We start from the raw sequence: 14,638 nt of genomic DNA, 5'->3' as shown, positions 1-14,638 counted from the left end.
TCTATTATTCTTTTATTCTTTATATATTATATAATTTCAGAAGATATCATTTCTTCAAAAGTCTGAGCTTTTCTTATTAATTGATGCTTATCTTTATCTATCATAATTTGTGATATTAAAGTTCTTGAATTATAATTGCTTGACATACTAAATCCATAAGCCCCAGAATCAAGTAATGCTACATAATCGCCAGCCTCTATAGTACTGCATTCTCTGTTATTAGCAAAAACATCCGAACTTTCGCATATAGGACCTACAAATTCATATTTTTCTTTTCCGTCTTTTTTTATGATAGGCAATATATCATTATAAGCATCATACATGGCAGCTCTTATATAATCATTCATACCTCCGTTTAGTATTAGGTATTTTCTTCCCCATTCTTCTTTAACATATTCTACTCTCATTATCAAAGCACCTGATTCTGCAATGAAATATCTTCCTGGTTCTGTTGTAATGCTTAGCTTCATATCTTTTAATAAACTTATGCTTTCTCTTTTAAATTTATCAAAATCAAACCCATTAGATTGTTTATCATATCTTACCCCATATCCTCCGCCTATATCAACAGATTTTATATCAAAGCCCATATTTTTAACCTCTTCTATAAGTACCTTCATTACAATTATTGCCTTATTTAATGGAGCAGGGTCTAATATTTGAGAGCCTATATGCATTGAAAGAGAATCTATTTCTATATTGCTTAATCCTTTTAGAAGTTCTGCATTATCTTTTATAGTTTTTATACTTATACCGAATTTATTTCCATGAACTCCTGTTGTTATTTTTTCATGCGTATGAGCATCAACATTAGGATTAACTCTTAGAGAACATTTTACTATCTTTTTAAGTTCTTTGGCTATATTATTTATTCTAACGGCTTCTGGTATAGACTCTATATTAAAACGTCTTATTTCTAATTCTATTGCTTTTTTTATTTCTTCTTCTGTTTTTCCTACACCTGAAAATACTACATTATTGGCATTTCCGCCTGCTTTTATGTATTTTAGAACCTCTCCTATAGATACAACATCTGCACCTATTCCTTCCTTAACCATTAATTTAAGTATGGATAAATTATTCTCTGCCTTAACAGCATAAGCTATTAATAAATCATCAATATCAGAAAAAACCTCTTTAAAAATTTTTATTTTTTTTAGAATATCATTTTTTGAATAAATATAAAAAGGTGTTTTATACTCATTTGCAATATCTATTAATTTTACATCCTCGCACATTAGAATATCATTTTTATAATCAATCATAAATAATCCTTATAAATTTTAATTTAATATTTCATTTATATTAATGCTTACTATACCTTCTTCAGCAAGAATAGGAAGACTATTTTCAAGCATATTCAATGTTTCTATGCTCTGATAATGTCCTATACCTATAGCCCCTCCATGTTCTTTTGATAATCTTATCAATTCTCTCCACTGCTTCATTATCGAATCATAATCCCTTTCATTATCAAGGAATACAGACCTTTTAGCAGTTTTCACCCCATATTCAATAGCCATATCATATATAAGACTTCCAGCAACAGTATAAGAATCAATAAAATATTTATTATTAGAAACAGCGTATTCAATCATATATGAAACAATATCTCTATTTTTGCTTGCTACAGAACCAGTATGATTATTCATTCCATTAGCATAGGGTACTTTTGAATATGAATAATCAAGTAAGTTAAATACTTCATCCTTATTCATATCGGTTCTTACCAATGTCTGTTCTCCGAAATATTCGCTTCCTTCCATAGGTATATGGAGTATAGTATTTATATTATTGCTGTAAGCATAATATGAAAAATCTAAGCTATGAGGAGAATCTGGCAGAACTGCAAATGTTATTCCATATTCACTTGCTAAATAAAAAAATCTATCGACATAATCCAATGTATTTCCGCTGTCATCTATTATAATGCTTATCCAATTGCTTATTTCTACTGGTTTATTTATATTGCTTAATACTGGCTCTACTATTTTTGGCGAGTTAATATCTGCCAAATGAAATTTATCATTTTCTGCAAGCTGCTTTTTTGTTATACTTATATTATTAGTAGAAACATTTGTACTGTCATCATATTTAAAACTAATATTATAATTATTTTTAACTTTAATAAAGGTAAATGAGAATACTGCAATTATAATAATAGAAAGTATAAAAATAAATATATTTTTCATAAAAGTTCATTATTAAATAAAGATATTTAATAATATTACAAATAACAATAAAAGTCAATTATTTATGCCATATATAATTAACACTTACAACGGAATGTTCATTACATTTCGGACATTTTGGACATAATAATCTTTTAGTTATTTTTTTTAATAATGATTCTTTTTTGTTATCTGATTTTATTTCATATACTTCATTTCCATTTTCATCTGTTTTAGCATTATTATCAAAATCTAATGAAACAAATGAAAGACCTGACGGAGCATGCAGATTTTCATCAGAAGTGAAAAAATATCCGCAGTTTCTGCATTTATAGTGAAAAGGGGCTTTATCTGGAAACATATAAACTCCTAAAAAATTATATATCTAACACTAATAATTTACTCTGATCTGTATCAAAATGATCACTCATATAAATAATATAATTATCTTTTTTAATAGCACTGTATGGTTTTATTCTATTATGTCCTACAACCTGATTATATCCAGTCCAAGCATCATCAAACAAATCTTCAGTATCTGACCATAATATGCCTGCAAATCTATTCATTCCTCCTCTTCTAAATGAAGCAATATTGCAGTCTTCTTTATTGTTTTTATAAACTATATTTACAGCATCATATATATTATCAATATTTATATTTTTTATTTCATATTTATTTTTTATATAATCTATCCATCCGTTTGTAATGCCTGCATGAGTGAATATATGATTATTCTCTAAATGTATAGTTTTAAATATATCTGCATTATCATTAAATATTTCATGCATTTCTTTAGCATAAGTTTCTCTGTATCTGCTTGCAGTAGGATAGCCTACTATATACTGAAAGTCATGGTTTCCTATTAAAAGCTCAACCTTATCATTGTGATTTTTTTTGAACTCTATAACATCATTCAAATTATTTACTATCTCTTCATCGCTAAATCTAACCCAGCTGTCATCACTGTAATCACCCATAAATATTATTTTATCAAAGCTATCAAATTTTCCTTCTAATAATTTTTTCCAGCAGCTTTTACCATGCAAATCACCTATAACAGCTATCTTCATTAAAACCTCCTTATAATTCTATTTATATACTTATAATCAATATTTAATTTTTTATCATCATTTTCAAGTATATTAGATATATACAGCTCTTCAAACTCTTTTTGAAAGTAATCTTTAAATGCTTTTATATTATCTAAATACTCTTCATCATGTGAAAAATCATGTGCTTGTTTCTTATCATCATAAATTAGCCTTATTCTCTCAATAATATTATCCGTAATGTTTGAGCTTATTTCGTAAATCTTTCCTATGTTTTGGACAATATTGATAATCCTAAAAATATCCATAGTAAAATTAGGAATATTTCCAATCATATAAATATCAATGGAATAATCAGCCGACTTTCTCTTATCATCAAGAACAAAATCTAAAGTTTTTATAGCTTCTTCTACAAAACCAGTATTAATTTCAATATTATAATCAGTGTTATGTAAACATTCAGCACCAGCTATCTTTTTTATAAATATAGTATCAAATTGAGTATAAAAATATTTTTTAACATTGCTTGAAAATAGATAAATATAAAAGTATTTCATCTCTTTTTCTTTAACAACATTTATTAATTGAGATAAAAAATTCTCTAAATCATTTTCATTTATAGGTATTTCATAATGAGAGGAAAGTTTTTTTACAGCATTGCATATATTATTATTAATAACATCAATAATTGCAGTTTTATCATTATTTTTTATGTATATAATATTACTGTCTAAATTCAAAGGCTCTAAATGAATAGTATCCCTTTTTTCTTTTAATAGCTTTATTTTGTTTTCTATATCATTTTTTACAGCTTCTTTTTTATCTTCAGGTGTTAAATGCAGTATTTCTTCTTCTAATAATTTATTTTCTTCTAGAAGTTCTTTTTTTTCTAATTCTTCTATTTTTTCTAAACTATAAAACTCTTTCTTTTCTAATACTTCCTCAATCCTTTTTAAATTATGTTCTCTGTCATTTCCATAAACATACAATGTAAATTTATATCCGTATTCTAAACCAAGCCCCATCATTTTAACAAAAGATTTAGCATTAACTCTTTTACCGTTTTTATTTTCTATTTCTATTTTGTCATCTATAGTTCTTAAAAAATCAACAATAGAATTAGTTACTTTATTATCAGAGGCAGAACGGTTCCTGCATTCAAATTCTTTAGATATAAACTCTTCCATAGATTTACCCTTATAAATAATGATTATTTTCTTATCAATAAACTATTTTGTTTATCTAATATAATAACATATTTATTTCTCAAAATTTCAAGAACTTTTTTTGCCCCTGAAATACCTCCTCCAAATAATAAAGTTCCAGCCTTTATTATAAGTATTAAAACATTTATGCCCCTAACTCCTAAAGCAGCTGCAATACCAACTCCAAGTATGCCCCCAACTACTATGTTTACCATAGGCATAAGAAGGGCTGGAATAATAAGTGCAAGACTAGATATAAGTATAGCCCATAAATTATTTTTTAAAGTTTTGATTTTATATATATCTTTTGCTAAATCACCATGCATAAATATCAAATTTTCATTATTTGATATTTTTTTTACCAAATCATCAACATTACTGCATTTTATATTTTCTTTGTATTTATTTAAATAATCTTCAAATATATTATCATTATCCGTTTCAATTAATTCTATATTATCATCTTTTGCAATTGCTATAGACAGTCTTTTTATTTCATGTTTTACATAATGTCCAAAGCCAGAAGTAAAGATCATAGAGTCTATAAATTTTTCATCCCCAGCAAAAATAGAAAAAAATCCTGAAGGCTGCAATGAAAATAAAGATATATAACTAAGTGAATATATAATATTCTCAATATATTTTTTATCTATCATATATAAAGAAGATAGCCGTGAAACAATATCTATATTTGTATCATATATAGCTGATACATTATCAGTTTTTGATTCATTTACTGCTTGTAAAATAATATTGTCAGCATCTTTTTCTTTAGATTCTATTAACTTTAATTTATTTTCTATATCTATACGCTGAGCTTCTTCAAATGCTGTTTTATAAGCATCTGGTAATATTTTTAAAGTAAGTTCGTATAATTCTTTTATGCCTTCTCTTCCTGCTTCTATATCAGTTGTACATATTATTTTATTTTCTGGAATGTCGCCTTTATTTATTAAAACATCTTTCATTCCATTTATTATGTTTTGTCTTGCTATATCCTTTTTGCTTATAATCGCTATTTTTGCTTCTTTAGGAAATATTTCCATAATTTTTAAATCTGTAGGAGTAACTTTAGAAATTCCTGCACTTACTACATACCAAAATACATGAATATGATCATCTGCATTTATAGAATTATCCTGAATTTTTCTAATAAACTCTTTTGTTCTTTCTATAAACTCATCTTCACCTTTATCAGGTTCTAAACCTTTAGAATCCCATATTCTAACTAATTCATTTTCATACATTTCATAATCTTGTGTTATAGGCAAACCTGCTCCTATTTTATCAGCAGGAACTAAATCTTTTCCTAATAATGACTGTATTATACTAGTTTTACCTGAACCAGTGTATCCGCATATTAAAATATTTGGTTTCTTTATATTTTTTTTCAATTTTTCTATGTATGAATAAACATCTGCATTATTTTTATTTATTTTATCTGAAGATATTCCGCTAAGGATATTTTTTGAACCTACATAGAAAGAACTTGAATTAAAACCAAAATTCTCACTCATTAAAAATTACCCCTTTTTTATAATATATAATAGTTTATTATTTTTGGTATTGTTTTTAAATTTAAATAAATTCTACTTTTATCTAAATTTACAATAAGAGAAGTTTCCATTCTAATTTTAGCAGCAGCCCTCAATTATTTTTTTCAATTTTTTCTGCACTATACTATCAAATTTTATTTTTATAATTTGTTTGCAATTTTCAAATTTATTAATAAAGTCATTTTCAATACTATGTCTTTAATAAATAAGAATATTCTGTTATGCTGACTTAATTATTATCTTAACAGAATATTCTTATTTATTATTGCTATTATTTTTTTGATATTGTTTAAAAAATGCCATAAATATTTCAGGGTCAAAATTTATAATAGGAGGAGTTTCCCCTTTCACTTTAGCAATAGCTATTTTTTCAAATTGATCCTGCACAAACCAGCCTAAAGCACCTGTTATAACTCCAGCTATACTTGCATTAAGAATGTTTCCAGCCACAGGTATTAATTTAGCTAAACCGCCTGCTGTTATAACTCCAACTGTTCTGGCAACTAAAGGTAAAGCTAAATGTTGTAATTGTTCTTTATTTAGTTTATACAAAGCGGCAAGTCCTGCTATCATTGCAATTTGAATAGGGGTTATTATAGCTGCATCTGACAGAGGTATAGGATTAGCGGCAGCAAGAGCAGCTCCTGTAGTTGCTGTTCCAATAATTCCCAAAGCTGATGCTTTCTTTTCTTTTATTTTTTCTACAGATTTTTCTATATCTATACGCTGAGCTTCTTCAAATGCTGTTTTATAAGCATCTGGTAATATTTTTAAACTAAGTTCATACAATTCTTTTATTCCTTCTCTTCCTGCTTCTATATCAGTTGTGCATATTATTTTATTTTCTGGAATATTGCCATTTATTAAAACATTTTTCATTCCCTTTATTGTGTTTTGTCTTGCTATATCCTTTTTGCTTATGATTACTATTCTTGATTCTCTAGGAAATATTTCCATAATTTTTAAATCTGTAGGAGTAACTTTACTAACTCCTGCACTTACTACATACCAAAATATATGAATATGATCATCTACATTAGGTCTGTTCTGTATTTCGCTTATGAATTTTTTTGTTCTCTCTATGAACTCATATTCACCTTTATCAGGTTCTAAACCTTGAGAATCCCATATTCTTACTAATTCATTTTCATACATTTCATAATCTTGTGTTACAGGCAAACCTGCTCCTATTTTATCAGCAGGAACTAAATCTTCCCCTAATAATGACTGTATTATACTAGTTTTGCCTGAACCAGTGTATCCGCATATTAAAATGTTAGGTCTTTTATATTTTTCCTTCTCTTTTTCATATTGCTTATAAAAATCTTCTTCATAATTATAATTTTCAATATTTTCCATAATTTTTCCTTATTATATTTATTAGTAATAATATCACAAAAAACATGGAAAGTCAATGCTTTATGTATAAAAACATATTAATTATAATTTTGTAAAATTTATATGAATCTTTTTATATAATTAAAATCATATTCTATAATAGGGGAATCTTCTCCAATTATAGAAGATATATAAGCATATTCAAATTGCTTTTGAAAGTAATTTATTATATTTTGTATTAATATATTTCCGCTGCTTCCCATTCCTGATAAAAGGTTTTCCCCTATAGAATTGCTTATTTTTGATGCAAACGATATTAGATCATCATTAATTAATTTATATTCCAATTCATATATTACAGATATATTATTTATAATACTTATAATACTGCTTTTAATATTTGCATAATTAAAATTATTTAAATATATATTAGAAATATTATATGAGAGTTCTCTTTTGTTTTTTAAAATATAGTCTAATGTTTTAACTGATTCTTTTATGATTTTATTAATGTATTCAGTATTATACTTTATTTCATTTGTATAATCTTCATCTATTATCTTTTTTATATATATTTTATCAAATTTATCAATAAAGTATTTTTGCAGGCAGTTAAAAAATATATCTTTATAGAAATATTGTATATCAATTGATTTTAATGCATCTGTTATTTCTATTTTTAAATTTTCTATATAATTATATTCAATATTTATTTCATAATATGAAGATAAATTTTTTATCATTTCTGTAATATCATTTTCAATAAAATTAATTATTTCTATTTTTTTATTATTTTTTATATATATTATATTGTGATTTTCAGAGTATTTGCCGTGTTTTTTACTTCTTTTTTCTTTTAAAAGATTTATTTTGGATTTTATGTTTTTCCTTTTATTATCTGGAGTTACGGATAATATTTCCTCTTCCAATTCTTTATCATAACTATTTATTCTTTCCTGTTCTATATTTTTTATTTCAGGCATTGAACATAAATTATTGTCATATAAAAAGTCTTCTATAGTTTTTAGGTTATCTTCTTTTTTGTTTCCATAGCAATATATATTAATATTGTTATTATTATTAGATAATAAAGCCATAACTTTTAAAAGAGATTTTGCATTTACTTTTTTATCAATACTATATCCGATTTCAACCTTGTCTTCTATATTGTTTTTTATAAAATCTACAATTGAGGCAATAATTGATGTGTTATTTATATATATAAATTCTTTAGATGAAAAATCATTATTCAGCATTAATTAACTTCCTTAAATAAGAAATAAAAAACATTATACACAAATATTTTTATAAATCAATTAACATAGCAGGTATTAAAATTATATCCTACATTTATTAATTGTAATATTTATTTGATTATATTTATATAAAAAATGTAAAATAGGATAATGTGTTATTAATTAATAATACAATAAGAGTATATTAAAAAATATTTATATATATTAATAGTATAATAAATTAATTCTGTATATAAGTAAATAATATCAATTTAAAGAATTATATATTTTAGAATATTTAAACTTAAAAATTCAATTAAAAATGCTATATTCATTTTAAATACAAATAATAGGTAAATAATACAACATATCTTACATAAAAAATCTTGAAAATTTTTTCTTATTATTGTATAATATATATGAAAACAAAAAATTTTATGAACAAAAAAGAAATATGATTGATTTTAATTTAAAAGATATTAGAGAAAAAATATTGAAGCTGACTCAGAGTCAGTTTGCTAAGATGTTGGGTGTGCGTCAGGATTATATTTCCAGACTTGAAAGGAATGCTAATAATATAACCCTTGATTTGTTAGATAAGCTTGCAGAAAATACAGGGCTTAGCATTGATGAATTAACAAAATACAGAAAAAATTCATTTGAAAATGAGAGTTTGGATTTATATGATAATTTTATCGATGTACAAAAGATACTCGATAAAATATCAGAAGAGATTAATTCGGTAGATAAGAAAAATAGCGAAAAGATTAATGAGCTTATGTCTGATATTTATAATCAAGTTAATGATACGCTTGATATAATCGTTTATGGAAGATACAGCTCTGGAAAAACATCTTTTATAAATGCTATTTTTGATAAGAATATAGATACAAATCCATATTCTGAAGATACTGATAATGAAGAATATTATCTTCAAGATGATTCTAAACAATTCAAAATTACAGAATATAAAGATAATGTTCTTGATACAAAAAAATACAGTAATAAAAACATGTTTATATATTTGTGCGATATAAATGCATTTTCACAGGAAGATGTAACAAATATAAATGGGCTTATTAATTTTGTAGATGATTTTTCAAATATATTTATAATATTTTCAAAAGCAAATATTTTTGATGAAAATGAGCTTGAGGGTGTTATAGATAAGAAATTTGAAATACTTAAGAATTTTATCTCTTCAAGTGAGAATATAAACAAGATAGATTATAAATATTTAAGAAGCAGATTCTTCCCATTTTCAATTAATAATACAAATTTTGTTAAAGAAATAAAGAGTAAATTTGTTGATAGCCTTAAATACACTTATTATCATAGACTTCTCACTAATATTAATTTCTATATTGAGATTATTAATGATAAAAATGAATTTCAGGATAATGACAAAATAGATACTAATATACAAAAATTAAAGAATAATGCTAAAGAAATCTTTAATGAAATATATAAAAATACTTTAAATATAGATAATATAATTAAAGCTATTGATGATCATAATGTGTATAGAAAAAAGGATGATATAAAAGTATTATGCAATAGCATCAATTTAGAATTGGATACTAGATTATATAATACATTGGCTATAGTTGAAGAAGATTTCAGCAATAAAGATGTTAATAAAGCCTTGATTACAAAAAATTCCAATAAAATATTTTTGGCAGCTGCTTCAATCGGTGCTGTACCATCATTTAATTTGCTTAAAACAAGCGGAACTAGACAATTAAATATTATAGGAGCATCTTTATACTTCCTTCCTAGTATAGTTTTTATACTTTCAGGATTCATGTCATTTTCAGGAAATTGGAAAAAAACTTTATCAAAAAAAGTAATTAAAGCATACGAAGAAGAGAATGTAATAGCTAAATATAATAAATTTATAGATGAATATTTCAATACATATCTATCAAATGTTAAAGAGATAGATGAAAAGAGAGTAGAGTTCTTAAAATATAATGATGATGCTAAACTTTATAAAAATATGAAAACAATACTTGTTAATATTTCAAATAGTATAGAATCTGCTAATAAATAAAATAAAAATGATAATTAGATTTAAAAGAAAATATAAAAGTTTTTTTATATTTTCTTTTTTTATTATTGATTAGTACTATTAGTATAAACTGTCCAGCTATTGTCTGGAAGCTGATAATAACTATTTTCAACTAATCTTTGAACATTTCTTCTGTATAAAGCACTTTCTACTTCTTTAATATTTGCCATAGTTAGTTTTGGATCTGAAAGAATCAAATATTCTGCTATAGTTCTTCTGTCTGTATTTTCTTTTTCCATTATTCCTTTTATATATTTAACTCTTTCATCGCTATATTGAGTTTTAGGTTTTGAAACATCAAATGCAATATATGATAAATATCCGCCGTTATTTTCACCTATATAATAATTAGTTTTATATAAATTTATTTCATCCTGATTAAACATGCTTCTTATTAATGCTTCTCTGTATTCCTGAGCTAATTCATCCGAAACATTTGTACTAACCATAATGAGGTTTAAATCCTGTTCGCTTGAGAGAGTAGATATTTGATAAGCACTCTCATCTATTTGCCTATATCTTCCTAAAACCTGTGCTTCTATCAGTGTCTTTCCTCCCAAAACACGCATTTCAGGCTCTTGAACTAATATAAGTTTAGAACAGCTTGTAAATAATATTACTGCAAAAGAAATAAATATTATATTATTAATTTTCATTTTATATCATTCTCCTAAATATTAATTGCCTTCCAAATAAGATATTACATCAGAAAAAGGCATAGGTTCAAGTCCGAATTTATCACCTTCAAATGCTATAAGCTGCTGTTTCTGCTGGCTTACTTTATCCAAGTTCTGATCTCTAAAATAGAAAGTCGTATATACTTTATTCGCCGATATGCTAAATTCAACTGAATTAGGATCATATCCGAATTGAACTATATTTTCCACAGTAGATATACCAGGGTTAATAGGTCTTATCATTTCAATTAAGAACTTAGAAAACTCTGTAGACATTTTACTTATACCAACAAAGAATGTAGTAGGTCTTATATTATTTAAAGGACTAACTCCAACGCCTGCAATATCTGCTGTAAGATTAACAAGTAATTTATCATCGTTTATTTTTTCTCTATTTTCAGGGCTTAGTAAGTATTTAAAGTTAATATCGCTTGCTAATACACGCATATCATATTTAATTGTACTTGTATTGAAACTTCCTAAATCCACATTAAGCCATGGCAAATGTATAGCACCTCTTCTAGGAGCGGTATTATTTGAAATAGAAGCCAAGAATAAAGCATCATCAAATTTTTCTCCTCCTATATAAAGCGATGATTTCAAATCCTGTATTGTAAGTCCATGTCCTTGTATTTTTACAGATGAATAAAAATCCATTATTCTTATACTGTCATCTACAAATGGAGGTATTTTTAAATATACTCTAAGCTGTTTAAAATACATGTTAGGAACTTGAGTAATAAGAGGCGTATATCTTGCAGCACTTACAGCTGTTTCATTTTTTGTAGGAGTTAAATCAAAATGATAATCTATATTAGAAGTAAGACCATTTAATACTATAGACATTTTATCTGGAGAATCCATATTAGCAAAAAACTCATCAGTTTTAAATACTCCGTCAGCTATATTATTTTTTAAATTACCATTAACATTGAATAATCCGCCTATCTCTATACCAAAAGGAAGATATAAACTTTCTGTATCCAAACCTACATCATAATTCAAATCAGCATTTTTTATTACAGGGGTAAAATATCCATCAACATATACTTTTAATTTATTAGCAGGGCTTTGTAAATTAAACTCTCTTATATTAGCATAAAGATTTTCTCCGAAATTAACATCAGCATCAACTTTCATTGTAACATCCTGAAGTTTATACTGTTTTTCTGTTACATAGAAAGTGCTGAAATTAGTTACTGTTACAAAAGTATCTTCTAAAGATAAATCATATCCCAAAGCACTGGTTATTTTTAGATCATCTTCAAAAGGCAGACTTTCTAATGCTTCAGCAAATTTAGGAGAAAGCCAATTTTTCATAGCATAAGGGGCTATTCTTAAAGTAGATATATTTACGAAACCTCCTGTTAATCCCATTCCTTCTAAATCAAGATTTGATCTAAAATTAAGAAAATTATCTAAATCTAAATTAAGTTCTGAAACATCTATTTTTTGAGTAAGCAAATCAGCATTGGCAAGAACATTTATTTTAGCAGCAGCAGTTGATGATACTTCTCCTGACAAGTTATAAGAGAAATTGTTGATTATTCCATTAACTTTAGTGTCTATATTATTTATCATCTCTCCAAATACATTAACATCTAAATTTAGAGAACCTCGTGCCAATCCTCCTGAAAAATTAGCTATAGGAAGCGATGTAACCTTTATATTTAAATCTGTAGGATCATCAAATTTAACAGCTCCATTAACAATTATGTCTGAGTTAATATACTTTGTTGATATATTATCTATATAAAGTACTGTATCGCTTTTCTTATTTGAATCACTTATGGCAGGAGCAACGGCTAAAGCACCATTTAAAGATGAAAATGCTCTAAAAGATAAATCAGTGTTGCTAAATCTATATTTTTTTAATGCTGTTACTCTTTCAATGGTGGTCTTATGTTCTAGTTTTATATCCTCACTTGAAATATTATTAGGGTTTAATGTAAATCCCAATTTAGTTTTTGAGTTTAGATTATTTACTGCTATTGTATCACCCATAGATACATTTATTTTATCTAAAGCTATATTTATAGTGTTAGTTAAATTATTGATTGTTCCGCTTGTTTTATCAGCATCTACATTAACCATACCGCTTACATTTAATCCCAAAGAAGGAACAAACATAGGCACTAAAGTATTTATTTTATTTAAATCAAGTCTTGCATATAATGTATCCAAATTAACGCCTATATTATCGCTGAATATGTTATTGGCAGAAGCTATAACTTTTAGTATTTCATCATTTAAAAGTTCAGAAGAAATATTTTCTATAGACAGACTTTGAGTTTTTACATTATATCTTGCAAGCAAATGAGCAGCCGCTTGAATATCATCTCTTCTATTGCCGTTATAACTGAAATCAGGTTCATCTATCTCAAAATCAAATGTTACTATTATTTCATCTTTATCATATCCATCTTCTTTTTTAGGGTAGGATACATCTAAATTGAATAATGGATTATCATAAAAATAAATACTTCTGTCATTATAGGCTAAACTATTGCTTATAAAACTTTTTAAATAAATATCTTTCAAAACTTCAGGGGCTCTTACTCCCATTACTTTTGATAATGAAAATCTTTTACTATGCAAATCCAGATGGAGATTATAATTGCTTAAACTTGCTATAAGTCCGTTATTAGGAATATTGGTTAAAAATGATTTGCTGTCCGCTTTGAATGCTAAATTATTTATTCTTATATTTTCTATATCAGCTTTTAACTTAAGAAAATCTAATTTTTTTATATCAAATGGCTCTTTATTGGTATCTTCTATTTTGGGTTCCGATGGAGGCATGTCTGGCAGATTCCAATTTCCGCTTTCATCAGTAAACATATAAACGTATAAATTATCAATAGAGAGTTCTTTTACATGCAATTTCAAAAAGAATAATGAAAATAATGAAAATCTTAATCTAAAATTATCTATTTTTATATTTTCCTCATTATTAAAATTTGAAGAATTATAAAGTATTACATTGCTCATTTCAACTTTTGGAAATAATAAACCATAGCTGAAATCTCCTATTTCAAGCTTTCTATTCATAGATGAGTATACTATGTTCTGAATAAGATTTTTTACTCTTTCATTATTAAAATATATTCTAGCACATATAACTCCGATTATTAGAACGAAAAGAATTATTAAAGGTATATATCTTTTTTTAAACCTTCTTTTATTTTTATTATTTTCTGTATTATCTGATGCAGGTTCAGAAATATTTTTTTCTTTTTTCTTAAAAAATGTTAAAAACTTTTTCATAATTTTAAATCTTTTACTTTATTATTATATAAACAAATATATCCCTATAAAGTAGTATATTATATA

General features: G+C 25.5%; 11 protein-coding genes. 1 reads left to right on the top strand and 10 read right to left on the bottom strand.

Annotated features, from left to right (window positions below):
• Positions 1-26 precede the first annotated feature (26 nt).
• The 8 genes from lysA to Q0J69_RS07685 form a co-directional block, all read right to left on the bottom strand.
• A complete protein-coding gene (gene lysA / locus Q0J69_RS07720) occupies positions 27-1,265 on the bottom strand; it encodes a diaminopimelate decarboxylase (RefSeq protein WP_297205793.1) in 1,239 nt (412 codons plus the stop codon).
• 18 nt (positions 1,266-1,283) lie between these two features.
• Positions 1,284-2,192, bottom strand: a complete 909-nt coding sequence (locus Q0J69_RS07715) for a divergent polysaccharide deacetylase family protein (protein ID WP_297205790.1) — start codon at positions 2,190-2,192, stop codon at positions 1,284-1,286.
• 58 nt (positions 2,193-2,250) lie between these two features.
• Positions 2,251-2,532, bottom strand: coding sequence for a hypothetical protein (locus tag Q0J69_RS07710; RefSeq protein WP_297205788.1), 282 nt, complete (start codon positions 2,530-2,532; stop codon positions 2,251-2,253).
• A 16-nt stretch (positions 2,533-2,548) separates the two neighbouring features.
• On the bottom strand, positions 2,549-3,244 hold the full coding sequence (locus tag Q0J69_RS07705) for a metallophosphoesterase (protein ID WP_297205786.1): 696 nt from the start codon (positions 3,242-3,244) through the stop codon (positions 2,549-2,551).
• On the bottom strand, positions 3,244-4,410 hold the full coding sequence (locus Q0J69_RS07700; protein ID WP_297205784.1) for an HPr family phosphocarrier protein: 1,167 nt from the start codon (positions 4,408-4,410) through the stop codon (positions 3,244-3,246). Before Q0J69_RS07700 ends, Q0J69_RS07705 begins: the two co-directional genes overlap by 1 nt.
• Positions 4,411-4,433: 23 nt before the next feature.
• Positions 4,434-5,945, bottom strand: coding sequence for a GTPase (locus Q0J69_RS07695; RefSeq protein WP_297205782.1), 1,512 nt, complete (start codon positions 5,943-5,945; stop codon positions 4,434-4,436).
• Between the two features lie 294 nt (positions 5,946-6,239).
• Complete coding sequence (locus Q0J69_RS07690) at positions 6,240-7,343, bottom strand: DUF697 domain-containing protein (RefSeq protein WP_297205779.1); 1,104 nt, start codon at positions 7,341-7,343, stop codon at positions 6,240-6,242.
• A gap of 98 nt (positions 7,344-7,441) precedes the next feature.
• A complete protein-coding gene (locus Q0J69_RS07685; protein ID WP_297205776.1) occupies positions 7,442-8,578 on the bottom strand; it encodes an HPr family phosphocarrier protein in 1,137 nt (378 codons plus the stop codon).
• A 433-nt stretch (positions 8,579-9,011) separates the two neighbouring features.
• On the opposite strand from Q0J69_RS07685, the gene Q0J69_RS07680 reads away from it, so the two are divergent.
• Positions 9,012-10,610 carry a helix-turn-helix domain-containing protein gene (locus tag Q0J69_RS07680; protein ID WP_297205773.1) on the top strand — a complete coding sequence of 533 codons (1,599 nt, stop codon included), beginning with the start codon at positions 9,012-9,014 and terminating at the stop codon, positions 10,608-10,610.
• A 62-nt stretch (positions 10,611-10,672) separates the two neighbouring features.
• Here Q0J69_RS07680 and Q0J69_RS07675 read toward each other — a convergent pair whose 3' ends face one another.
• Entirely contained in the window at positions 10,673-11,284 is a 612-nt protein-coding gene (locus Q0J69_RS07675; RefSeq protein WP_297205770.1) for a DUF1318 domain-containing protein, read from the bottom strand.
• 21 nt (positions 11,285-11,305) lie between these two features.
• Complete coding sequence (locus Q0J69_RS07670; protein WP_297205767.1) at positions 11,306-14,572, bottom strand: AsmA family protein; 3,267 nt, start codon at positions 14,570-14,572, stop codon at positions 11,306-11,308.
• Between the last annotated feature and the right edge of the window lie 66 nt (positions 14,573-14,638).

Origin of the sequence: uncultured Brachyspira sp., assembly GCF_944388875.1 — a bacterium.
Lineage (GTDB): Bacteria > Spirochaetota > Brachyspiria > Brachyspirales > Brachyspiraceae > Brachyspira.
Note: the sequence above shows the minus strand (reverse complement) of the source record. Positions and strands in the feature narration are given on the sequence as shown.